The organism is Nocardia sp. NPDC004278, assembly GCF_053602975.1.
In genome coordinates this window covers 36,837-60,087 of record NZ_JBSGEQ010000028.1, presented here as the reverse complement: position 1 = coordinate 60,087, position 23,251 = coordinate 36,837, and the positions used below count along the sequence as shown (strand labels likewise).

Sequence of the window (23,251 nt, the reverse complement as noted above, 5' to 3'; positions counted from 1 at the left end):
CAGCCCAATCGGAGCTGGGTCACTTTGTGCTGCCGCCACCAGCCGCATCATCCTGACAGTCACTTGCACTTTCTCCGCACCCCTCCTTACGATGGCTGAAAATATCTGAGAGTGACTCTCAGGTTGCTATGTTCTGGAGGGGCGATGGCTCAGCTGACCGCAACCGGACCTGGCTCAGCGGAGTCCGTCAGCTCAGGGAAACCGGGCGCCGTCGGTCGGTGGGGAGTCCTGATGGCCCGCCATCGGCGCATCGTGCTCGGCGCATGGCTGCTGTTCGTCATTGCCTGCGGATCGGCCTATCCGGCCCTGCACGACCGCCTCAGTACCCCCGACTATTCGGTCCCCGGCTCCGAATCGGTTGCCGTCGATCACCTTGTGGCCGAACACTTCGCGCGCTTCGGCACCGAGCAGGACCTCATCGTCTTCCATTCCGCCCAGCACACGGTCGACACACCGGAATTCCGTGCGGTGCTGGATCGGGCACTCGGCACAACCCGCGCTACCGCGGGGGTAGCGGGGGCAATCGGACCGTTCGAAGGCAATGCGGCGGCCCAGATCTCGGCCGACCGGCATACCGCCTTCGGCATTGTCGGCGTGAACGGCGAGACACCCGAACGCGTCGAGATCGCCAGAGAGCTGCAAACCGAGCTGGCGGCCGCCTCGGGTTCCGGTGTCGAGGTCATGATGACCGGATTCGCGCCAGCACAGGCCGACCTCATCGAGATCGAGACCGCCGATATGCAGCGCGCCGAAGCCATCGGCCTGCCGGTGGCGACCGCGGTGCTGGTGCTCGCCCTCGGCGCGGTGGTCGCGGCCACCCTGCCCATTACGGTCACCGCGGCGGGCATCGCGGTCGCCGTCGGGGCGCTATTCGGCCTGACCACCTTCCTCACCTTCGATTCGCTGGTGCTCTCGGTGGCCACCATGATCGCGACCGGCACCGCGATCGACTACGCGATGTTCATTGTCAGCCGATTCAACGAGGAGCTGACCCGTCGCGGCGTGCGCGACCGAAAATCCACCGAGGCCATCGCGGCGGCGGTCGGCACCGCCATCGATACGACCGGCCGCACCATCCTCGCGTCGGGATTCATCGTGATGATCTCGCTGTGCGCGCTGTCGGTGGTCGGACTGCCGATGCTGAACGGCGTCGCGACCGGCGTGGTGGTCGCGGTCATCGCCACCCTGATCGCGGCATTCACCCTGCTGCCCGCATTGCTGGCGACATTGGGTCCGGCGGTGAATCGCGGTGCGCTGCCGGTCCGGCTGCGACCGGCCGAGGTCCGATCCGCGGCGGCATCGAATGCGTGGGCCCGGTGGGCGCATACCGTAATGGGACGCCCCGTGCTCTTCGGCGCGATCGGTGTCGGCCTGCTGCTTGCCGCGGCGGCACCGATCACCGGCATCCGCTACGGCGTCGATATGGGGCTCAGCTCGCTGGCGGATCGACCGACCGGGCAGGCGACCGAACTCGTCCAGCAGAACTTCGGGCCCGGTCTGCTCGCACCGATCGAGGTGGTCCTCACCGGCCCGGATGGCGGACCGCTCAGCGACGAAACCCGTTCCGACACCAACCGATTCGTCGCCGAGCTGGCCCGTGATCCGCGCATTGCCACGGTGCTGCCGCAGCAGGCGGATGGCAGAGCGCTCGCCGTCGTGGTCCCCAAGGCCGCATTCGATTCGACTGCGGCCACCGATGTGGTCGCCGATATTCGTTCTCGTGCAGCGGCTCTCGATGGTGTCGAGGTTCGGGTCGGCGGAACTTCCGCATCGTTCGCCGATGTGTCGCACCGGATCACCGCCCGCTTCCCATGGGTGATCGCACTCGTGCTGACGGTATCGCTGGCATTCCTGATCGTCGCGTTCCGCAGTATCGTATTGGCGCTCAAGGCGATTCTGCTGAATCTGCTCGCCACCGGCGCCGCGCTCGGCCTCACCGTCGCGGTATTCCAGCATGGCATCGGCGAATCCGCGCTCGGATTCCACAGCACCGGATTCCTGCAGGTGTATCTGCCGATGCTGGTCTTCGCGGTGCTGTTCGGCCTGTCCATGGATTACGAGGTATTCCTGATCCGGCGGATGAAGGAGCACTGGAACGAATCCGGCGACAATACCGCCGCGGTCGCCGATGGGCTGCAGCGCACCGCGCGGCCGATCACCGCGGCGGCCGCCATCATGGTCGCGGTCTTCGCCAGCTTCCTGACCGCGAATGTGCTGGAGCTGAAGCAGATCGGGTTCGCACTGGCCGTGGCCATTACGATCGATGCGGTGCTGGTCCGGCTGGTGTTGGTGCCCGCGTTCATGCAGTTGTTCGGCCGGTGGAACTGGTGGCTGCCGTGGTTCGGCAAGCGTCCGGTCCCGCGCGCGCTGGCAGCCAGCGCGACTAGCGGAACATGACCTCGATCGAATCGACGATCGATCCGATGGCCGTGGTATAGACATCCTTGAGACGCTCGGTGAAACCCGTTGCGGCCCAATGGTCCAGGGCCGCAACACAACCCCACACCCCGGCCGCCGCCGCGATGCCGATGGCCAGATCGTCGGAGCTGCGGCCGGTCCGCGCGGCGAACAGCAGTCGGAATTGGTCTGCCATATCCCGCATCTGGCGGGTTTGGCCATCTCGGATCTCCGGAATCGAGACCACATACTGCAGGCGCCTGCGGATCCGGAGTTCGGATTCCGGGGTCAGCAATGACTCGATCAGCACCGGCACGATCAGCCGCGCGACCCGCACCAACTCGGCGGGCTCGACGATTTCGCCACCGCCCGCGGTCCGCATCACATCCAGCACCCGGGGATCGGCCTCGTCGTAGAGAACCAGCATTTCCTTGGTGCCGAAATACCGGTAGACCGAACTGGGCGATACACCGGCCGCCGCCGCGACACGCTCCACCGTCACATTGCGGTACCCGTGCTCGTCGAACAGATCCAGCGCCACCTGCTGGATGCGGCTCATCGCCTCGATCTTCCTGCGCTCCCAGGCGGTCGAGGGATACTCCACGGCGGACTCCGACATCAGGGCAAGAATACCCGCGGCTTACCCCCGCACGATGCCGCTCGGCCTGCGTCGCGTGCCGGGCTGCTGGGTCGGCATCTGGTTGGGCGGCACCGGATACGGAACACCGGTGGTCGCGGTGCCCAGCGCCACATTCGGCCCGCATTGGGCGACCGCGGCATCCATCTTCGGCTTCGGATCGCTCAGCACCGGCTTGGCCGCATTGGGTGTCGTGCCGAAGTCGAAGGTCGAGGTCATATCGCCGGTGACACTGCGCCGCCATGGCGTCAGATTCGGCACTTCGACGCCGAACCGGGTTTCCAGCAGTCGCAGCTGGGAGGTGTGGTCGAAGGTCTCCGAGGCGACGAGCCCACCCCGGCTGTAGGGCGAAATCACCAGGCCGGGAACGCGATAGCCCAGACCGATCGGACCCGAGATGCCATTCGACGACTTCACCCGATCCAACGGCACGGTGACGAATTCACCCGGCGTACCCGCCGGTGCGGTCGGCGGGGTGACATGGTCGAAGAAGCCGCCGTTCTCGTCGTAGCTGATGATCAGCGCGGTCTTCTCCCACACCTTCGGATTGGAGGTGAGGATATCGAGCAGCTGCACGATGCCGTACGCGCCGAAGGCCGCGGGCAGGGCGGGATGTTCGCAGTTGATCAGCGACGGGATCACCCAGGAGACGGCGGGCAGGGTGTCGTTGGCGACGTCGGCCTGAAAGTCGTTGGGGTACACCGGTGCCAGACCACGCCGCGCCAGTTCGGAATTCGGATCCGCCGATTGCGTGAAGCAGCCGAGCATGCCGTCCAGGATCACCGAGGACAGCGGGCCGACATCGCGGTTGTTGTAGATCTTCCAGCTGACACCCGCCTCGGACAGATTCTCCGGGTAGGTCCGCCAGCTGTACACGTGCTGCGGGATCAGGGTGGGCGTTTCCAGCAGCGGTCCGCCCGCCACCCCGTCCGGGTCGATGGTGGCGCTGATCCAGTACAGACGGTTCGGGTCGGTGGGGCCCAGGACCGAACAGTGGTAGTTATCGCAGATGGTGAACGCATCCGCGAGCTCGTGGTGGATCGGAATATCCTCGGGCAGGTAGTAGCCCATGGCCGCGGGGGCATTGGCCGGGCCGACGCTGGCGATGGACATCGGCATCCACTGGTCATTAGCGCCGCCGTTCCAGGCCCGGTGCATACCAGCCCAGGTGTGGTCGGGATCGTTGATGCATTCGCCGTCAAGGGTCGCGCCACGGGTGGTGTCCAGGCGGAACGGGTTGACGAAACCGTCCACGCTGGGGCCGACGCCGGGCGCCCAGCCGTACTGCTGCCAGGCCTTCGACGCCTCGCCGAAGCCGCGGACACCGGATATGGTGCCGAAATAGTGATCGAAGGAACGGTTTTCCTGCATGAGCAGGACGAAGTGTTCGATATCGCCGAGCCCGCCGGTGCCCGCCGGATCGGCGGCATAGGCGCGCTCGATGATCGGATTCGCCCAGGACGCCAATGCGCCGACCGCTCCGGCCGCGGCAGCCTTCGCCAGGAACTGCCTCCGGTTGAGACCGCTGAACGGACTCGCTGCGCACATACGTGCTGTTCCTTCCCTCGTGACCAGGTCCGACGGGCTCGATCGAGCCGGGCGCCGCCTATTCGCCTGCACCCTACCGCGAAGTAGATCACGCTTCCCGGTGAAGTTGGTCAATCGTCCGACATATCGCTATAACGCCGCTTACGTGCGCCGGAGCCAACGCGAGCCGATGTCGCACGACGCGATTCCAGTCGGCGTGGCGCACGCAGCCGACGGCCGGACCGGGCAGTCGAGACGATCTGCGGCACAACCTATTCGCCGAGCCGGGGCTTGCTGGACTCGGGGACGGATCGTCCCGACGACCACGCTTCGATTACCCCCGTCCACTGACCGATGAGCGCGGACAGCCCGGACAAGTCGCCGCCCAGCTGATAGGTCTTGAGTTCGGCGGGCGTCGGCAACTGTGCGACGATCTGCGGCAGCGAATCGACCAGCTGCGCTCGAGTCGCCGAGGCCGAGCGCTGATTGGTATTCTCGATCCGAATCCGATCGCGTTCCAGATCGAGCAGCGCGTCATCATGGGCCGCCCGCGAACGCCTGGCCGCGACGGCGATTTCACCGTCGAGCTCGAGCTGTCGCAATTCCAGTGTCCTGCGCAGGTTTTCGGCCCGCTCCGCATGCTGTTCGCGCTCCAACCGCAAGGCGTGCAGCGCGGTCTCCTGTGCGAGATCGGCGACCGCGCGTTCGTCATCGTGCTCACGGGTCGTGCGCCGCAACCGTTCCGCGGTCTCCCGGTCGAATCGCGTGGCCTCGTTGCGAGCGCGCAGTTCGGCCAGTTCGCGTTCGTTCTCGATCCCGCGCTCTTCGGCAGCCCGATTCGCTTCGGTTTCGCGAGCCGAAAGCACCTCTTGCGCAGCGAGTTCCGCGAGCCGGGCGATCTGGTTCTGAGCACTGCGGTAGGGCTTCTGCAGGTTCTCCCACAGCGTCGAGGAGCTGACCACCGCCTCCTTGATCTGCACCGTAACAATGCGCAAGCCGAGTCCACGATCACTGTCCGCCTTGGCATTTCGATCGGCGCTGCCTTCGGCGACCGCGCGCAGGCGTGCGGTCAGCTCCTCGATGATGGGCTGCTTATCACTGAGCACATCGCGCACGCCCATCGTGGAGACCTTGTCCTTGATCGCCGCCTCTGCCTGCTCGCGTAGCTGAATATTGACCAGCCGCATGGGATCTTCGTCATCGGAGAAGTCGAGCTTGCGGTAGGCCGTGCCGAAATCCTCGATGATCCACTGCACATAACCCTGCACCAGCACACCCTGCAATTCGCTGCAGATGCAGTAGGCATTGATGAGAATCGTCTGCATCGCACCCGGCACAACGAGATACGAGTCCGTCGCGGGGTTGAAGCGAAATGATACGCCGAGTCCGATATGCAGCGGTTCGGCGCGACCGCGGCGGGTGTGCACGACAAAGGCATTGGGCGGCACCAAAACCGTTTGCCAGCGCCAGAATCCGGCGACCCGGACCTCCACCGGACCGGGACCGCTGCCCTCCGGTGTGGGCCCGACCCGATCGGCCCGTTTCGCCATCGCACCGCGTCGCACCGGACCACCCGGCGCGGCCGGTGCCCCGGCGGCCACCCGCGGTGCCGGTGCGGCCGCGGGCTTGCGCGTACGCAGATCCCCCGCCAGCGCCGCCTGCTGCGCCACCACTTGGTCGAGATAGTCATTCTTGCCCGGATTGCTCCCCATGACCGGGCACATTACCGGCGAATCCGGTGAACTACCTGGCGAATTCAGTTGACGCACAACCAACGTGCAGGGCCGGGAACGACCGCACCAGCCATCGCTGAAAGCCGTCGCGCACCGAATAACAAAGGCCCCGGTCCGATCGGACCGGGGCCTTTGTTAGTGCTCTACCCGAATCAGGCGTTGCCGGAGAGCTTCTCCCGCAGGGCCGCGAGCTGGGCGTCGCTGGCCAGCGAACCGCCGGCGGGCTCGGCCTGGCTGGACGAGGAGGACTGCGCACCGCTCTCGGAGGAGTAGTTCGACGCGCCGCCGCCGTTCGCGGCCTCGGCCGCGGCGTCGGCCGCCATCTTCTCCATCTGCGCGGTGTGCATCTTGTGGCGACGCTCCGCCTCGGCGTAGCGGCCTTCCCACTCTTCGCGCTGCTTGTCGAAGCCCTCGAGCCACTCGTTGGTGTCGGGGTCGAAGCCTTCGGGGAAGATGTAGTTGCCCTGGTCGTCGTAGCTGTCGGCCATGCCGTACTTCGACGGGTCGAACTCGGCGTGGTAGTCCTCGTTCGCCTGCTTCAGCGACAGCGAGATCCGGCGACGCTCCAGGTCGATGTCGATGACCTTGACCATCGCGTCGTCGCCGACCGCGACAACCTGGTCCGGCACCTCCACGTGGCGCTCGGCCAGCTCGGAGATGTGCACCAGGCCCTCGATGCCCTCTTCGACACGCACGAACGCACCGAACGGAACCAGCTTGGTGACCTTGCCCGGCACGATCTGGCCGATCGCGTGGGTGCGGGCGAACTGACGCCACGGGTCTTCCTGGGTGGCCTTGAGCGACAGCGAAACCCGCTCGCGGTCCAGGTCGACGTCGAGCACCTCGACGGTGACCTCGTTGCCGACCTCGACAACCTCGGACGGGTGGTCGATGTGCTTCCAGGACAGCTCGGAGACGTGCACCAGACCGTCGACGCCGCCCAGGTCCACGAAGGCACCGAAGTTGACGATCGAGGAGACCACACCCTTGCGGACCTGGCCCTTCTGCAGCTGGTGCAGGAACTCGCTGCGGACCTCGGACTGGGTCTGCTCGAGCCAGGCGCGGCGGGACAGGACCACATTGTTGCGGTTCTTGTCGAGCTCGATGATCTTGGCCTCGATCTCCTTGCCGACGTACGGCTGGAGGTCGCGGACGCGACGCATCTCGACCAGCGAGGCGGGCAGGAAGCCGCGCAGACCGATGTCGAGGATCAGGCCGCCCTTGACGACCTCGATGACGGTGCCCTTGACGGCCTCGTCCTTCTCCTTGAGCTCCTCGATGGTGCCCCACGCACGCTCGTACTGCGCCCGCTTCTTCGACAGGATCAGGCGGCCTTCCTTGTCCTCCTTGGTGAGAACAAGAGCCTCGACCTCATCGCCCACGGAAACGACCTCGTTGGGGTCGACATCGTGCTTGATGGAGAGTTCGCGAGAGGGGATGACGCCTTCGGTCTTGTAACCGATGTCGAGCAGGACCTCGTCACGATCGACCTTGACGATGGTTCCTTCGACGATGTCGCCGTCGTTGAAGTACTTGATCGTGGCGTCGATGGCGGCGAGGAAGTCCTCGGCGGAGCCGATGTCGTTGACGGCTACCTGCGGCGAGGTGACGGTGGTGGGCATATGTCGGTTTGCTCCGGACGGATTGTGGTCGGTTGCGGACATTGGAACTTTCGGTACGCTGCGAACTCACCGCGATGACGCGACGTGACGGACATAATGAACGTACCGCACGCAAACGCTTGTGAAACTCAGCACGAGCGCTCTGTTACTTCAGTACAGTCGCCGTCGCAGACTGTTACTGCAACGACACCGGTACGCCAGTACCCTGGACACTCGCTGGTTCAGCGTACGCGACCTTGGTCCAGCCGGGCAAACCGGTCCACACGCCACGCCGCACTAGGCTATCGGCGTGTCGGAAGATCGCCATGCGCAAGCAAACGCACTGCTCGGAACCACCGGAACCGCGCGGACCCGGATCGGCTCGGTTGCCAGCCAGCAGGCCAGCCGCCGCTGGTGGGACGCCGATGCCACCCAGTATCACGAAACACACGCCGATTTTCTCGGCGTGGACTCTCCGAGCGGCGAATTCATCTGGTGCCCGGAGGGCCTGCACGAGGGCGATCACCACTTCCTCGGCGAGATCGCGGGCAAACGGATCCTGGAGATCGGGTGCGGATCCGCGCCGTGTTCGCGCTGGTTGGCCGGGCAGGGCGCGCAGGCGATCGGGCTGGACCTCTCGATGGGGATGCTCGAGCGGGGGCTGGCGGCAATGGCATGCGGCGGGCCGCAGGTGCCGCTGGTACAGGCGGGGGCGGAGGCATTGCCCTTTGCCGACGCATCGTTCGATATCGCCTGTTCGGCCTTCGGCGCGGTGCCGTTCGTCGCGGATTCCGAATTGGTGATGCGTGAGGTCGCGCGGGTGTTGCGGCCCGGTGGCCGGTGGGTGTTCTCGGTGAACCATCCGATGCGGTGGATTTTTCCGGACGATCCCGGCCCCGCGGGGCTGACCGCCTCGATTCCGTATTTCGACCGCACGCCCTATGTAGAGGTCGACGACGATGGCACGCCGACCTACGTCGAACACCACCGCACGATCGGTGACCGGGTGCGCGAGATCGTGGCCGCCGGGCTGGTGCTGGATGACATCGTGGAACCGGATTGGCCGGAATGGCTCGACCGCGAGTGGGGGCAGTGGAGTCCACTGCGCGGCGAACTGTTCCCCGGAACCGCCATTTTCGTCACCCACAAACCGGCTCGCGACTGAGGCTCACCCCGGGAACGCGGGCAGGGCCGCGAAATTCGGATCGATGCGGGCGGCAGGGCAGGTCCGCGCCACCCACCGGCGGGCGCGGGAGAGCGGGTGCTCGGGGAACCGGTCGTCCCAGCGGTGGTCATCGGCCGCGTTAAAGGGCAGTGCACCTTGGAGACCGGGTGCGTACGGATGCGGCGGGTACATATTGTCGAAGCCGATCTCCAGCGCCAGCACCGCCTCACGGATTCCGGTGGTGCCGGTCTCCGGGCACAGGATCTGCAGGACCGCACTGCAGTTCGTCTTCGGCACGGTGAGCGATGCGGCGAAGACGAGCCCCGTCGGCTGATCGGGCAGCCGCATCTTCTGCAGCCGCAGCAGGGCGGGCTGCGAATCGACTCCGACAATGAAAGCCTCGATGAGACAGCCGCTTTCGGCGTGGATCTCGGCGAGTCTGCGGCGCAACGTATCCAGATCGGTCAGTGGTGCGGGCAGGTCGGGCACCAGATCGAAGTAGGACAGTTGAACGATGTCCCCGGTCGCGGGATCGCGCCAGACACTGGTATCGAGCTGCTGTAATCCGCTGGTGTCGAACGATATTGGCACCCGATCACGCTACCCGGGTCCACCTGCCGGAGTCCGCGGCAACGATCACGTGTAGGTGATCCCGGCCAAATGCGGTGCGCCGACACTGCTGTCGCTCGTGCTCTGCATCGCCTAGCGCACGCAATGCGACGACGCCGAATACCTCGCATCCGGTGTTTTCTACGGTTCGGGAGCGCCCGGATCAGATAGCGGCCGAACGAACTTCGGTGAGCAGTGCGGCACGCGCGTCGCTGATGTGCGAGCCCAGGTCACCGCCGGTGTTCAGCCAGATTTCGTAGCCAGCGAAGAAACTGGCCATGCCGACCTTGGCCCACAGCAGCGGCCGCACATCGGTGCCGACCTCCACGCCCATCCGGCGCGCAAGGTGTTCGGCGAGTAGGGATTCCACCGCGTTCCGCTTGGCGAGTTCACGCGCCTGCAGGGCCGGGGTGGCCGCGATCAGCGCGTCGCGCGCCCGCATGTCGGCGAGGCGGTCGCTGAAGTGTTCGACCAGCGGACCGATGACCGCGGCCATGGTCTCCTCTGGAGATTCCTCGGCGGGGCGGGCGGCCAGCAGCCGCGCCAGTTCCGCGCGATGCTCGTCGTCCTCAGCGAAGAGCAGTTCGTCCTTGCTCGGGTAGTAGCGGTGCAGGGTGCGCGTCCCGACGTCGGCCTCGGCGGCGATATCCGCAACGGTCACGGCGTCGTAGCCGTGTTCGACGAATAGCCGCAGCGCGGCATCGGCGATCGCCCGCCTGGTCCGCTCTTTCTTCCGATCCCGCAATGACATTCAAATATTGTCGCACAGGCTGCCGTATGGCAGACTATGCCATATGGCAACAAGTGACAGAACTGTTGTGATCACCGGTGGTACCAGCGGGCTCGGCCGCGAATGCGCCAGGACGCTCGCCGCCGATCCGCGATGGACAGTCGTCGTCACCGGGCGCGACGCCGACCGGGCACGAGCCGAAGCCGCCACCATCGGCGCGCGCGGAATGGCGCTCGACCTCGGCGCACTCACCTCGGTGGCGCATTTCGCCGACGAATTGGGCCGCGGCGGGCTGCCGCCGTTGCGCGCGCTGGTGTGCAATGCCGGACTCCAGTTCACCCAGCGCAGCTACACCGAGGACGGCGTCGAGGCAACCTTCGGCGTCAACCATCTCGGACACCTCGCACTGGTCCAAGCACTGCTGGACGACCTGGTCGCCCCCGCCCGCATCGTTTTCGTCAGCTCGGGCACGCATGATCCGGATCAGTTCACCGGCATGCCGCATCCGCTGGAAACCAGCGTTCACCGACTCGCCTATCCGCCCGAACCGACCGAATCCGCGCAGCGCGACGGCCGCCGCCGCTACACCACCTCGAAATTGGCCAACGTGCAGACCACCTACGAATTGGCCCGGCAGCTCAGGACACGCGGTATCACGGTGAATGCGTTCGATCCGGGACTGATGCCGGGCACCGGTCTCGCCAGGGATGCCGGGGCGGCCGCACAACTGTTGTGGCGCACGGTCGCCCGGGGTCTGGTGCTACTGCCCGGCGTGAATACGCCGCGCCGCTCGGGCGCCGATCTGGCCCGACTCGTCACCGATCCGGCACTCGCCGAGGTGACCGGTCAGTATTTCGTCGGCCACACCGCGAAGCCGTCATCGAAGGCTTCCTATGACCGCGCCGCGCAACATGCGCTATACACCGACAGCCTGGAACTGCTCGGCGAGCTCACGCGCTGACGCATCACCGGATGCGAATACCGACGATGCCGAACACCGGTCGGTGTTCGGCATCGTTGCGGCAGAGCACATTTCGCTACCCCCGGCTACTCCTCGACCGGCTTCGTCTTCGGACCGCGACCCGCCTGTTTCAACGCCAGACGCAATGCGTATTCGATTTGGGCGTTGATGCTGCGCAGGTCGTCGGCAGCCCACTGGGCGATGGCCTCGTGTATCGACGGGTCGAGGCGTAGCAGGATCTTCTTGCGCTCGGCCATGTGCGACTCAGGCGTAGAGCGAGCCGGTATTGACGACGGGCTGGGTGGCTCGGTCACCGCAGAGGACGACCAGCAGGTTCGAGACCATGGCGGCCTTGCGTTCCTCGTCGAGTTCGACAACGCCCTGTTCGGCGAGCCGGTCCAGTGCCAGACCGACCATGCCCACCGCACCCTCGACAATGCGGGTGCGCGCGGCGACCACCTGCGCCGCCTGCTGCCGCACGAGCATGGCCTGGGCGATCTCCGGCGCGTAGGCGAGGTGGGTGATCCTGGCCTCGATGACCTCGATGCCCGCCAAATCGGTGCGCTCACGCAGTTCGATGGTCAATTCCTCGGCCACTTCGGTACCGTCACGCAGGCTGGTGGTGTCCTTGTCGTGCGCGTCGTACGGGTGGGTGGTCGCCAGATGCCGCACCGCCGCCTCGGACTGGGTCTCCACGTATTCCGTGTAGTCGTCGACCGAGAACGCGGCCTTGAAGCTGTCGACCACCCGGTAGACCACGACGGCGGCGATCTCCACCGGGTTGCCGTCGGCATCGTTGACCTTGAGCTTCTGGGTCTCGAAGTTGCGCACCTTCAGCGAGATGCTGCGGCGGTCCGTCAGCGGCACCACGGAGAAGAAGCCGGGTTCGCTGAGCGAACCGACATAGCGGCCGAAGAACTGAACGACCTTGGCCTCATTGGGATTTACCACCGTGAGCCCGGTCGCCGACAGCAGGAGCACCACCACCACAACGGTTGCGACGATCGCGCCGACCAGAGCAGGCACATTGTCGTGGTTCGCCGCCGCGGCATAGCCAGCGATGGCTCCGCCACCGATCAGCAGCGTGAGCACAAACCAGGACACCAGCACGATAAAGCCGTTGATGTGGAAGGCCGACCGAAGCTCCATGACATCCTCCGAGTATCAAAGTGATATCACGAAGATAGCATCGAAGCGGGTGCCGCGCACTCCCGCTTTCGTGCGTTCACGGCAATGACGAAGCCCCGCACGGATTCGACCCGTGCGGGGCTTCGGTTGGTGCAGCCGCCGGAACGGCCCACGTGTCAATTCGCTGGCTTGATATTGCGGTTGAAGCGGAACATGTTGCGCGGATCGTACTTCGCCTTCAGCGCGGTCAGTCGCGCATAGGTATCCGGCGCATAGCCACCCCGGGTCTGCGCTTCGTCGGCGGCGGCACCCGCGCCGTAGAGGAAGTTCAGACTGTGGCCGACGGTCCACGGCGCGAGCGCCGCGCGCACCACCGCATGATCCTCGGGGGCCGCGTCGCCCGCATCCGGTCCGGGCATGGTGATGACGCGGACGATGTACTCGGCGTCACGATTGTCCACTGCGATGCCCGCGGGGCCGCCGCGGCGCAGCGCTCCGCCGAGATGCCGGATGTCGACAACCGCCTCGATCGGCGATTCGGGTCCGGTGGCAGCGAGCAAGGCCGACAACGTTTCTCCGGTCAACTCACCCAGCAGCGCATTGGTGGCGGCGTAGGCATGCGGATGATCCGGATCGCTGTGGATGGTGTGCGATTCGGTGTACGGCATGACCCGCAGGTCGTCCTTCAGCCGATCCCCGACCGCACGCAGCGGGGCCACCAGCCGCTCCCCGTCCTCGCCGGATCCGTTGTAGGCAATTCGGATCGAGGCGACGTAGCGCCCGCGCAGCGGTTCCGGAATCTGCGGGATGGGCGGGAAGGTCATGACGGTGACCGTCGAGGTCAGCTCCTCGGGAAGCGTTGCGGTCCAGTCCTTCCACACCTCGAGGGCGTGCTCGACCAGCGGAGTGTCGAAGACCAGCTGGCCGCCGTAAACGCTGGCAACCGGCACGAGCTCCAGTTCCAGCGCGGTCACCACGCCGAAGTTGCCGCCGCTGCCCAGCACCGCACCGAAGAGTTCGTCACCGGGTGTCACGGTGCGCATCCGACCATCGGCGGTGACGATTTCAATGACGCGCACGTGTTCGGCCGCATAGCCGAATTGCCTTGCCAGCAGACCCAATCCGCCACCCAGGCTGTAGCCGACCACGCCGACCGATGGCGAGGACCCGTTCAGCGGTGCGAGCCCATACTGCGCAGCGGCCTCGACCAACGCGCCCGCACGCACTCCCGCACCGACCCGGGCGGTCCGGGTCTGCGGGTCGATCCGGATATCGGTCATTCTGCGGGTGCTGATCAGCACACCACCGTCGGCCGCAACCGAGAGCCCGTGCCCGGTCGCCTGAACCGCCACCGAAAGCCCATTGCGCGCCGCGTATTCCACCGCGCTGCGCACATCCTCGGCGTGCACCGCGCCGACGACCAGCGCGGGACGATGAGTGTACGCCGCCTGGAAGCCAGCGACCTCCGCGTCGTATCCGGTGTCGCCAGGGCGGAAAACGGGGCCGGTAAAGGTGTCGATGTCGATGGTCTGCTCTGCCGTGTTTGCCATGCCTTAGACGATGCCCGCACTCGAATCAGAAGTACAACAGATAGTTCTGCTCGCAGCTATAATCGATAGTTATGGAATTGCGCCAGCTCCGCTACTTCGTGACCGTGGTCGAGGAGGCCAATTTCACCCGCGCCGCTGCCCGGCTGCACTTGGCCCAGCCCGGGCTGAGCGCACAGATCCGCCAGCTGGAACGTGAACTGGGACAACAGCTTCTCGATCGCGGCAGCCGCGCGGTGACACCGACCGAAGTGGGCGCGGCGGTGCTGTCGCATGCCAAGGCCGCCCTTGCGGCGACCGAACGGATCACCGCGACGGTCGACGAATTCACCGGACTGCTGCGTGGACACGTCCGCGTCGGCAGTATCTCCGGCACCGCGACCGAGGATTTCGATATCGCCGCGGTGCTGGCGGATTTTCACGACGACCACCCACAGGTCGGCATCAGCCTGACCGAGGACACCTCCGAACGCATGCTGGCGGCGGTGCGCAACGGTGAACTCGATATCGCGCTGATCGGGTTGACCGGGGCGGAGATCGGCGCCGATATCGGTATCGATGTGGTGCTCGATACACCGGTGGTCGCGGCGGACGGGTCGAGCAACACGGCGGACGACAACGGCCACGCCGCGATCGCACTCACCGAACTCCGCGAGCACCCGCTGATCTGTCTGCCGCGCGGCACCGGAATCCGGGGTGTACTCGATCGCGCCTGTGCCGCAGCGGGATTCGAGCCCGATATCGCATTCGAGGCCGCCGCTCCCCCGCTGCTGCTGCGGCTGGCCGCCCGCGGCCTCGGCATCGCGGTGGTACCCGCGCTGACGGCAGCGGAGGCCGCGGCATTCGGTGTGCGCGTGCGACCGATCATCGAGCCGGAGCTACATGGTCGGCTCGCACTGGCCTGGCGCCGGGATCGCCCCGGCAGCCCGGCCGCGAAAGTTCTACTGGGGCAGCTCCGTATCGGGTTGGATAGCCGCTGAATCAGAGCAGCCGCGACAGGAACGCTTTGGTGCGTTCATGTTTCGGCTCGGCAAGGACCTCACGCGGAATGCCCGCCTCCACAACGACACCACCGTCCATGAACACCAACTGGTCGGCGACCTCACGGGCAAAGCCCATTTCGTGCGTGACAACCACCATCGTCATACCGTCGGCGGCGAGTTCGCGCATGACCCCGAGCACCTCACCGACCAGCTCCGGATCCAGCGCCGAGGTCGGCTCGTCGAAGAGCATCAGCTTGGGATCCATGGCCAGCGCACGGGCGATGGCGACGCGCTGCTGCTGGCCGCCCGACAGCTGGGCCGGATAGGCATTCGCCTTGTCCGCCATGCCGACTCGGTCCAGCAGTTCGTGTGCGCGGGCCACCGCATCCGCCTTGCGAATGCCCTTCACCTGCATGGGCGCCTCGACGATGTTCTCCAACGCCGTCCGGTGCGGGAACAGATTGAAGTGCTGGAACACCATGCCGATATCGCGGCGCTGTTTGGCGGCGTCGCGCGGATGCAGTTCGTAGAGCTTGCCGCCCTTTTCGCGATAGCCGATGAGGTCACCGTCGACGTAGAGCCGCCCCGCGTTGACCTGCTCGAGGTGGTTGATGCAGCGCAGGAAGGTCGATTTACCCGACCCCGACGGTCCGATCAGGCACAGCACCTCGCCGCGCCCCACCTCGAGCGAAATGCCCTTGAGCACCTGTAGCGCGCCGAAGTTCTTGCATACCCGATCCGCGACGATCATCGGAGTCGCATCGTTCTTATCCGGACTCGCGCTCATTTCGCCTTCACAATCGTCTGCGCATCGGCCAATTCCTGCAGCTGCTTGGCGGTCAGCTGCCGCGAGGCGCCCCGCGAGTAGTAGCGCTCCAGGTAGTACTGCCCGATCATCAGCACACTGGTGACCGCGAGATACCAAGTGGCGGTGACCAGGAGTAGCGGAATCGGCTGGAAGTTCACACCGTAGATATCGCGGGCACGGCCGTACAGGTCGGTGCTCAGTGGAATCGCGGTCACCAGCGAGGTGGTCTTCAGCATGCCGATGAGTTCATTGCCGGTCGGCGGGATGATCACCCGCATCGCCTGCGGCAAGACGGTCCTGCGCATGGTCTGCGACCACGACATGCCCAGCGCCGTCGAGGCCTCGCGCTGCCCCTCACCGACGGAATTAATTCCGGCACGGACGATTTCGGCCATATACGCGGCCTCGTTCAGACCGAGGCCGATCACCGCGAAGGTGAACGCGGCCTGCAACCCCTGCACGTCGACCCGCACGAACTCGGGCCCGAACGGCACACCGAGCTGAATTGATTTGTACAGCGACGGGAACAGACCCCAGAACACCAACTGCACGAAAACCGGCGTGCCACGGAAGATCCAGAGATATACCCAGGCCACCGAGCGCAGCACCGGATTCGGCGATAGGCGCATCACCGCGAGCAGTGTCCCCAGTACGACGGCGATCGCCATCGCCAGCACCGTCAGCTCCAGGGTGACGACCGCGCCGGAGGCGATCCGGCTGTCGAACAAGTACTTCCGATAGGTCCCCCACCCATACGCGGGGTTGGTGGCCGCGCCGTAGATGAAGAGCCCGAGCAGGGCGAGGATGATCGCCGCGGTGATCCATCGGCCCGGCCTGCGCAGTGGAACGGCCTTGATCGGCTCCGGTTCTGCCGAGCCGATCGGCCCGCCGGGCCCGGTGTTGTCGCCGGGCGCCGACGTGGTCTCAGGTGTGGACATCGATCAGCTCGCAGCGCCGTTGATGACCGACTTGGTGATCGCGCCTTCCTGTACACCCCAGTTCTTGGTGATCTCCAGGTACTTGCCGTTGTCGATCAGGTGCTGGACGGCGGCCTGCAGCGCCTTGCCGAGCGCCGAACCCTTGGGGATGGCCCAGCCGTAGGGCGCGGAGTCGAAGACCTTACCGGACGCCTCGATCTTGCCGTCGCTCTTCTTGATGGCGTACGCGGTCACCGGCGAATCCGCCGACATCGCGTCGACCTGGCCGAGCACCAGGGCATTGGTCGCCGCGCTCTGCTCGTCGAACGACTTCTTATCGATGGCGGGCTTGCCCTCCGCCTCGCACTTCTTGCTGCGGGCCGGGATCTCATCGGTGTCCTGAACCGTGGTGGCCTGCACGGCGACGCGCTTACCGCAGGCGTTATCCGGGTCGACCGGCTTACCCGACTGCTGCGCCCACTGGCTGCCTGCGTTGAAGTAGGTGGTGAAGTCGACGCTCTGTTCGCGTTCCTTGGAGTCGGTAATGGAGGACATGCCGACGTCGTAGGTGCCCGCCTGGATCGCCGGAATGATCTTCTCGAAGGACGATTCCTGGTAGTCGGCCTTGAGGCCGAGGGTGGCGGCGACGGCGTCCATCAGATCGACATCGAAGCCGACGATTTTGCCGCTCGGGTCCTTGTACTCATTGGGCTGATAGGGGGTATTGACCCCGACGACGAGCTTGCCCTCCTGCTTGATCTTGTCCGGGAGCAGCGCGGCGGCGGTATCGACCTTCTCGATACCGGAAACCTTCGCGACCGCGGGCGAGTTGTCCTCGGAGTTACTACAGCCCGTCAGCACCAGGGCACCACCTGCGAGCACACACATTGCTTGCAGGGCGCGCCTGCCAAGAACCGATCGAACAGACACAGCAGCCCTCCACATTTCGGATACGAGAAACCCGGGTGTCACCACCCGTTTGGCAATCTAAGCGATCGAGCCGTTTCGTGCTGGACAGTAGTGAAAGTGCGACACGAAGTCGTTGCGAGCTCACTGCCGCCCAGGTGCCGTTTCGCCGCCGGAATACCCTACCCTCTCGTTCGCTAGCCAATTGCTCGGCGGGGTGGTGACAGCCGTGTCTTGCGACACAGCGCGCGCGCCGACCCCGCCGAGCATTCCAGACAGGTCCTCCGCATGAACCGCCGCCTGCGGCAGCGCCGCGATCGGCCCGGGAAGGCGAACCTCCGGCGAACGCGTCCTCCGTATCGGGTCGGCGCCGCCGGTGTCAAAAGAAGACCGTCGGCTATGTTGCCGTCGTCCCACCCTTCTTGGTTGCCGCGGCGATGGCACTGTACGTCGTGGTCGGCCCGCTTGTTTCCGGTGACGCTGCACTGGTCGGATGCGGTGGGAGAGAGACACTTCGGTCTTGTTCGGTGAGGAGTTGGTTTGGTTTCCGTTGGTGTGCATCCCGATGTGGCCGAGGCGAGGCATCTTCTCGGCGGTCTTGGTTTGGAGATTTCGGCTGCGGTTCCCGAGACGGACAACGCTGAGTACGGGGCGTTCATCTCCCGTGTTGGTCGCGGATTGGTCAGGTTCCGGGTGGGCAAGCTGACGCCGACGAAGGTGGGGCTGTTCGTGACAGTGTGGAAACGTGCGGCAGATGGGGCGGGCGAGCCGTACGCCGCCGAGGACGACATCGATCTGCTGGTGATCACCGCCCGAGAGGGACAGCGCTTCGGCCAATTCGTATTCCCCAAGGCCGCGTTGATCGAGCACGGCATCGTTTCCGTGGCAGGTCGGGGCGGGAAGCGCGGGTTCCGCGTGTATCCGCCGTGGTCCGCGACCCAGAACAGTCAAGCGATGCGGTCCCAGAAGTGGCAGTGCGACTACTTCCTCGATCTCGACGACGCCCGAAAAGTTGATCTACAGAAGGCTCGCGAGCTCTACGACATAGTGCACCCGGCGTCGGCACCACAGCGGCGTCGGCCACATACCTGCGATAGTCGCTGACCGAGCGTGACCGCGCAGTGCTGACCGCGCTGTATCGCCGCGACCAGGCGCACGAGAAGAACCGGCGGCCTTGGCCTTTAGGCGAGTGGCTCCGCGGCGTCCGGCCCCGGAGCCTCCGCAAAAACCCGTTGCCGGACCACGGCGACCACTGCTACTTTTCCGGACGCCGTGCAAGAGAACGAGGAGGTGGTACCCGTGAACGCAGTATCGACATGGGTGCTCCCCTCCGGGGTCACGGTCGGGCGATAGGTCGTCCGGGAGCGCCATTCAAGAGCACTCCCGAAAGGCACGACTGTGCAATTCATTACCGAACAGCGCCTCGACGACGGCGTCCTCGAACGCGAATTCACCCTCGGCGAGATCCCCGGCATCCTGTGGACGCCCGGATCCGCATCCACACCGGTGCCGCTGATCCTGGTCAGCCCCCCTCCCCTCGGGCTGCGCAAGGCGTACCCGCGACTGCTGGCCAGGGCCCGCCAGGCCGTGGCGGAGGGCTACGCCGTGGCCACCATCGAGCTCCCCTGGAGCGGTGACCGGCCCCGTTCGGCCGCCGCCGATCAGGCCCTCACTGACCTGCACCGGGCGCTGGCGGCTGGCGGGCCGGTCGACAACGAGATCGTCGACCGGCTCATCCTCCCGCTGGTCGACAAGGCCGCCCCGGAATGGCGGGCCACCCTGGACGCCCTCCTCGGGCTGCCCGAGATCGGCGGCCCGGTCGGCTACTCGGGCGGGGTGATCTCCATCGGCGTCCGGCTGGCGGTGGTCGAGCCGCGCATCGCGGTCGCCGTTCTGTTCGCCGGGAGTTTCGTGCCCCGCGCCATACTCGAGGAGGCCCGGCAGGTCACCATTCCGCTGCATGTCCTGCTGCAGTGGGACGACGAAGGAAACGACCGGCAGATGGCCCTGGACCTGTTCGACGCCTTCGGCTCCAAGGAGAAGACGTTGCACGCCAATATGGGCGGGCACACCGGCGTCCCGCAGTACGCCGGGGAGGAGGCGAACCGGTTCTTCGCCCGGCACCTGAAGTGAGACCGGGCCGTCGGGCCGACTGCAGACAATAGAGCCGTCGGCCAGGATGCCGCTCATCGAGGATAGGTCCGCGCCCTCCTCGATGGCGGTGGCCTGCAGATGCACAACCGCCCCGACCGCGGCTGTACCGGCCATCGGCGGTACAGGCCGGTCGGGGCGGCGCTCGGCCACCAGCGCCTCCATCAGCTGGGCCAACGCCGTGATCTGCTCAGCGCCAATGGCTGTACCGCTGTTCCCCGCGCCGGCATCGGGGTCGCGGACGGTACTGACGACCCAACAAATGCAGCAGTCCGAAAACAATGTCGGAATACGATCCGGTGTCGGTGATGATCACCCGGTGCCGTGGTGAGCGGATCGAGCCACAGGGGCGCATTGATCGGATGTCGCCAGCGGATCAGTGCCCGCGCGCACCTGACCGGCGCGCCGGTGGGCGTGGGTTATCGTCGGTGCTGCGCTCGCAGCGGTGTCGGCCGTCACCGCCATCGGCGCCTGGAATTCGTCGGCGACACCAGCCATCGCATATGCACCGGCGATACGGACTGCGACATCGGTCGCGCTGCCGGCTTTGGTGCCGGGCGCGGCCGTCAGGAATTGCCTGCGCGTGCGGCGGTCGCGGCCAGGGTGGTGTAGTCCATCGTGAAGGATCCGCCCAGAGAGTCGATGGCGTTGCCGACCGCGTCGAGTATCTCGGCCAGCTGATCAGGACGGAGTCGAGTAAGACCACCTGTGGTGGGGAGCAACTCGAGCCATTGGTCGCGCGTATAGGACTGCTGCCAGTCGAATCGCCACTGTTCGGGATCTGCGAATTGCTCGGTCTCGCGGATCTGGTCGGCGATTTTCGCGTATCCCGCTTGGTAGAGCTCGAGGGGACGTCGAGCCGGTTGGCCGCTGAGCGGGGAGTCCGGCGCCACCCGCTGGTAGGCGGCGGCGAATGGTTCTGCCACCTCGGCGGGTGGCTCGTACACGTGACCGAAGATCGCCAGCCGCCCTCCTGGACGCAGCACGCCGGCTGCCTTCGCGGTGCCGACCGCCGGGTCCACCCAATGCCACGACTGAGCGGCGATGACCGTATCGAACGTCTGGTCACCCGGCTGCCACGCCTCGAAGGTTGCCACCTCGACCCGCAGGCCGCGGGCTCGCGCGAAGTCGGCCATCCGCACATCGGGTTCGACGCCGAGCACCGTGCACCCTGCGGCCTGGAACTGGCGGGCCGCAATGCCGGTACCGCAGCCCACGTCGAGCACGTCCGCCCCGGGAGTCTCGGCGAGGATCCGCGTCACCAGTGCGTCGGGGTAACCGGGCCGGGCCTGGTCGTAGCGCTGTGTGTCCACGCCGAACGACACAGCCATCCGCTGGAACTGCCCCGGCTGCGCTGGGGAGGGTGCTGGTTGCTCTCGCGGCATAATGGTCATGCGCCCACTTTAGTGGGCACGTGCCCACTGCGCAATAATGCCGTTGGATCGACGCACGAAAGGATCTGTGAGTGCCGACTGGGGTGCACCTTCGCGACGCGCGGCAGCAACTGTTCGACGCTGCCGACCGTGTGCTGCTGCGCGACGGACCGAACGGGCTGACCAGCCGGGCCGTCACCGACGAGGCGGGCTGCGCCAAAGGCGTTCTGCATCGGCACTTCACCGATTTCGACACCTTCCTCACCGACCTTGTGCTCGACCGGGCCGCGCAGCTCGAAGCGCAGGCGAGTGCGCTGCGCGCCTCCGCTGGCGCCGACACGGTCGCCGCCAATCTGACCAGCGCGCTGACCATTCTGTTCGGGCCGGTTCCGGTGGCGATCATCCCGCTCATCACCTTCCGTGACGAGCTGCGCGCACGACTGCGGCAGGCCAGGCCCGGCGGCGGCATGGCGATCCTCGCCGAGGCGACAACCGCGATCTCCACTTACCTGACCGACGAGCGTGAACTGGGCCGTATCGCAGCCGACGCAGACATCGACTCGCTCACCCTCTCCCTTGTCGGTGGCGGGCACCTGTTGTTCACAGACCGCGACGCCGGCCCACCGACTACATCAGCAGTCGAAAAGTTCGTGGCAGCGGTCATCTCCGACGCCGTGCAACGTCGACCGGCCTGAGCCCTACCAGCGTCGAGAACAGCTCACGCTCACGGTGCCGCGCGAGCGGATCTTCGCCGACAGGGGCTTCGGCACCACCAGTAAGAACCGCACCGTTACGGTGCCGTTGATGGCAGATCTCCGTCGGCGCGACACCTCAGCTCCTCGCGCGAGATGCCTCACTGCGGTTGGTGCGCCGCCACCTTGCGCAACCTACGACACCGATCTCAGCGGCGATGCACGCGCGCGCGGACCTGTTCGGTGAATTCGCTCGTCGAGGCGAGACCGCCTAGGTCGGCGGTGGCGATTCCGGCGGCGAAGGTGGCCGCGATGGCGCGTTCGATGCGTTCGCCTGCGCTCACCAGGGCGTGGTTGTTGTGGCGAATTCCCAACCAGTGCAACAACATTGCGGCCGAGAGCTGTAGCGCCGCCGGATTTGCGCGGTTGTGTCCGGCCAGGGCGGGTGCGGCGCCGTGTACCGCCTGGGCCATCGCCTTGGTCGCCGAGCAGTTCAGCGATGCGGCCATGCCGAGCGATCCGCTCAGCTCCCCCGCGAGATCGGAGAGGATATCGCCGAAGAGGTTCTCGGTCACCAGCACGTCGTAGTCGTGGGCGGCGCGGACCAAATGGGCTGCCGTCGCGTCGACGTGCTCGTCATCGACCTCGACGCCCGGATAGGCCCGTGCGACGTCATAGCAGACGTCGCGGAACAGACCCATGGTCATGGGCAGCACATTGGCCTTGTGCACGATCGTCACCCGCCTGCGTCGCCCGGCCGCGAGCCGGAAGGCCTCGTGCGCGATCCGCTCGCAGGCCTGCCGGGTGATCACGCCGACCGCCATCGCGATATCGGAGGTCGGCCGGAACTCACCGGATCCGGCGAACATATTCCGGTCGGCGTAGAAGCCCTCGCTGTTCTCGCGGACGATCACCAGGTCGATATCTGGGGCGCTCGCCTTGATTCCGCCGAAGGCACGGGCCGGGCGGATATTGGCGTAGAGACCGAAGCGTTTGCGGATGGCTCCGCCGGGAGCGATGCGGTGCTCGGCCGGGTAGGAGGCGTTGTCGTGCGGGCCGAGGATCCAGGCGTCGAGTTCGTCGAGAGCCGCGAGAGTTTGCTCGGGAAGCGGAGCACCGAATTCCTCGATGGCACGGTGTCCCATCGGCAGGCAAACCCATTCGACGGCGCCCGCGCCCGCCGCAGCGAGCGCTTCGTCGACCACGACCCGAGTGGCCTCGACCACCTCGGGGCCGATGCCATCGCCCTCGATAAGGCCGAGTCGCACGGACGACGTGTCACGTTCCCTCGCAGCAGTCACCGGGTCATCTTCCCGCGACATGGTTCATAGGCCGTCATCTGGGGCCGAGGCCATGCGCGTTTCGCCGCGCACGGCGCGGCAAGGA

General features: G+C 66.1%; 22 protein-coding genes. 7 read left to right on the top strand and 15 right to left on the bottom strand.

The window, feature by feature from the left end; translation table 11 throughout:
• The first annotated feature begins 231 nt into the window (after positions 1 to 231).
• Positions 232 to 2,397, top strand: coding sequence for an MMPL family transporter (locus tag ACWEO2_RS32870; protein WP_452408889.1), 2,166 nt, complete (start codon positions 232 to 234; stop codon positions 2,395 to 2,397).
• On the opposite strand, the gene ACWEO2_RS32865 is transcribed toward ACWEO2_RS32870, so the two are convergent.
• From ACWEO2_RS32865 to rpsA, 4 genes are all read right to left on the bottom strand, one after another.
• Positions 2,384 to 3,016, bottom strand: a complete 633-nt coding sequence (locus ACWEO2_RS32865; RefSeq protein WP_452408888.1) for a TetR/AcrR family transcriptional regulator — start codon at positions 3,014 to 3,016, stop codon at positions 2,384 to 2,386. The two genes, ACWEO2_RS32870 and ACWEO2_RS32865, sit on opposite strands and share 14 nt — an antisense overlap.
• 21 nt (positions 3,017 to 3,037) lie before the next feature.
• The gene (locus ACWEO2_RS32860; protein ID WP_452408887.1) at positions 3,038 to 4,582 is read right to left on the bottom strand and encodes a phospholipase C; all 1,545 of its coding nucleotides are present in this window, start codon (positions 4,580 to 4,582) and stop codon (positions 3,038 to 3,040) included.
• Positions 4,583 to 4,833: 251 nt separating this feature from the next.
• Complete coding sequence (locus tag ACWEO2_RS32855; protein ID WP_452408886.1) at positions 4,834 to 6,273, bottom strand: SPFH domain-containing protein; 1,440 nt, start codon at positions 6,271 to 6,273, stop codon at positions 4,834 to 4,836.
• 173 nt (positions 6,274 to 6,446) lie between these two features.
• Complete coding sequence (gene rpsA, locus ACWEO2_RS32850) at positions 6,447 to 7,916, bottom strand: 30S ribosomal protein S1 (protein ID WP_354957690.1); 1,470 nt, start codon at positions 7,914 to 7,916, stop codon at positions 6,447 to 6,449.
• Positions 7,917 to 8,205: 289 nt separating this feature from the next.
• Between rpsA and ACWEO2_RS32845 the strand changes: the two genes are divergently transcribed.
• Positions 8,206 to 9,060, top strand: a complete 855-nt coding sequence (locus tag ACWEO2_RS32845; protein WP_452408885.1) for a class I SAM-dependent methyltransferase — start codon at positions 8,206 to 8,208, stop codon at positions 9,058 to 9,060.
• Positions 9,061 to 9,063: 3 nt separating this feature from the next.
• Here ACWEO2_RS32845 and ACWEO2_RS32840 read toward each other — a convergent pair whose 3' ends face one another.
• Together ACWEO2_RS32840 and ACWEO2_RS32835 are read right to left on the bottom strand one after the other, a co-directional pair.
• Complete coding sequence (locus ACWEO2_RS32840; RefSeq protein ID WP_452408884.1) at positions 9,064 to 9,651, bottom strand: hypothetical protein; 588 nt, start codon at positions 9,649 to 9,651, stop codon at positions 9,064 to 9,066.
• A 181-nt stretch (positions 9,652 to 9,832) separates the two neighbouring features.
• Entirely contained in the window at positions 9,833 to 10,420 is a 588-nt protein-coding gene (locus ACWEO2_RS32835) for a TetR family transcriptional regulator (protein WP_452408883.1), read from the bottom strand.
• 43 nt (positions 10,421 to 10,463) lie between these two features.
• Here ACWEO2_RS32835 and ACWEO2_RS32830 point away from each other — a divergent pair, with 43 nt between their 5' ends.
• Positions 10,464 to 11,360 carry an SDR family NAD(P)-dependent oxidoreductase gene (locus tag ACWEO2_RS32830; RefSeq protein WP_452408882.1) on the top strand — a complete coding sequence of 299 codons (897 nt, stop codon included), beginning with the start codon at positions 10,464 to 10,466 and terminating at the stop codon, positions 11,358 to 11,360.
• An 86-nt stretch (positions 11,361 to 11,446) separates the two neighbouring features.
• Here the strand turns inward: ACWEO2_RS32830 and ACWEO2_RS32825 are convergent, their stop codons facing one another.
• From ACWEO2_RS32825 to ACWEO2_RS32815, 3 genes are all read right to left on the bottom strand, one after another.
• The gene (locus ACWEO2_RS32825) at positions 11,447 to 11,617 is read right to left on the bottom strand and encodes a toxin-antitoxin system HicB family antitoxin (protein WP_354957685.1); all 171 of its coding nucleotides are present in this window, start codon (positions 11,615 to 11,617) and stop codon (positions 11,447 to 11,449) included.
• A 7-nt stretch (positions 11,618 to 11,624) separates the two neighbouring features.
• Entirely contained in the window at positions 11,625 to 12,509 is an 885-nt protein-coding gene (locus ACWEO2_RS32820) for an SPFH domain-containing protein (protein ID WP_452408881.1), read from the bottom strand.
• Between the two features lie 155 nt (positions 12,510 to 12,664).
• Entirely contained in the window at positions 12,665 to 14,038 is a 1,374-nt protein-coding gene (locus ACWEO2_RS32815) for an FAD-binding oxidoreductase (RefSeq protein WP_452408880.1), read from the bottom strand.
• A 71-nt stretch (positions 14,039 to 14,109) separates the two neighbouring features.
• Between ACWEO2_RS32815 and ACWEO2_RS32810 the strand changes: the two genes are divergently transcribed.
• Positions 14,110 to 15,015: a LysR family transcriptional regulator gene (locus tag ACWEO2_RS32810; RefSeq protein ID WP_452408879.1), complete on the top strand. Its 906-nt coding sequence runs from the start codon at positions 14,110 to 14,112 to the stop codon at positions 15,013 to 15,015.
• Between the two features lies 1 nt (position 15,016).
• Here ACWEO2_RS32810 and ACWEO2_RS32805 read toward each other — a convergent pair whose 3' ends face one another.
• Genes ACWEO2_RS32805 through ACWEO2_RS32795 form a run of 3 tightly spaced genes read right to left on the bottom strand, consistent with a single transcriptional unit; the run spans position 15,017 to position 17,631 of the window.
• On the bottom strand, positions 15,017 to 15,769 hold the full coding sequence (locus ACWEO2_RS32805; protein WP_452408943.1) for an amino acid ABC transporter ATP-binding protein: 753 nt from the start codon (positions 15,767 to 15,769) through the stop codon (positions 15,017 to 15,019).
• A 32-nt stretch (positions 15,770 to 15,801) separates the two neighbouring features.
• Positions 15,802 to 16,764, bottom strand: a complete 963-nt coding sequence (locus ACWEO2_RS32800) for an amino acid ABC transporter permease (RefSeq protein WP_452408878.1) — start codon at positions 16,762 to 16,764, stop codon at positions 15,802 to 15,804.
• A gap of 3 nt (positions 16,765 to 16,767) precedes the next feature.
• Positions 16,768 to 17,631: an ABC transporter substrate-binding protein gene (locus ACWEO2_RS32795; RefSeq protein ID WP_452408942.1), complete on the bottom strand. Its 864-nt coding sequence runs from the start codon at positions 17,629 to 17,631 to the stop codon at positions 16,768 to 16,770.
• Between the two features lie 558 nt (positions 17,632 to 18,189).
• Between ACWEO2_RS32795 and ACWEO2_RS32790 the strand changes: the two genes are divergently transcribed.
• Both ACWEO2_RS32790 and ACWEO2_RS32785 read left to right on the top strand, forming a co-directional pair.
• Positions 18,190 to 18,753 carry a MepB family protein gene (locus tag ACWEO2_RS32790; RefSeq protein WP_452408877.1) on the top strand — a complete coding sequence of 188 codons (564 nt, stop codon included), beginning with the start codon at positions 18,190 to 18,192 and terminating at the stop codon, positions 18,751 to 18,753.
• A gap of 294 nt (positions 18,754 to 19,047) precedes the next feature.
• Complete coding sequence (locus ACWEO2_RS32785) at positions 19,048 to 19,782, top strand: alpha/beta hydrolase (RefSeq protein ID WP_452408876.1); 735 nt, start codon at positions 19,048 to 19,050, stop codon at positions 19,780 to 19,782.
• A 208-nt stretch (positions 19,783 to 19,990) separates the two neighbouring features.
• Here the strand turns inward: ACWEO2_RS32785 and ACWEO2_RS32780 are convergent, their stop codons facing one another.
• Positions 19,991 to 20,155 carry a Tn3 family transposase gene (locus ACWEO2_RS32780; RefSeq protein ID WP_452408875.1) on the bottom strand — a complete coding sequence of 55 codons (165 nt, stop codon included), beginning with the start codon at positions 20,153 to 20,155 and terminating at the stop codon, positions 19,991 to 19,993.
• A gap of 211 nt (positions 20,156 to 20,366) precedes the next feature.
• Entirely contained in the window at positions 20,367 to 21,194 is an 828-nt protein-coding gene (locus tag ACWEO2_RS32775; protein ID WP_452408874.1) for a class I SAM-dependent methyltransferase, read from the bottom strand.
• 71 nt (positions 21,195 to 21,265) lie between these two features.
• Between ACWEO2_RS32775 and ACWEO2_RS32770 the strand changes: the two genes are divergently transcribed.
• Positions 21,266 to 21,868, top strand: a complete 603-nt coding sequence (locus tag ACWEO2_RS32770) for a TetR/AcrR family transcriptional regulator (protein ID WP_452408873.1) — start codon at positions 21,266 to 21,268, stop codon at positions 21,866 to 21,868.
• Positions 21,869 to 22,074: 206 nt separating this feature from the next.
• Here ACWEO2_RS32770 and ACWEO2_RS32765 read toward each other — a convergent pair whose 3' ends face one another.
• Positions 22,075 to 23,187: an isocitrate/isopropylmalate dehydrogenase family protein gene (locus ACWEO2_RS32765; protein WP_452408872.1), complete on the bottom strand. Its 1,113-nt coding sequence runs from the start codon at positions 23,185 to 23,187 to the stop codon at positions 22,075 to 22,077.
• Between the last annotated feature and the right edge of the window lie 64 nt (positions 23,188 to 23,251).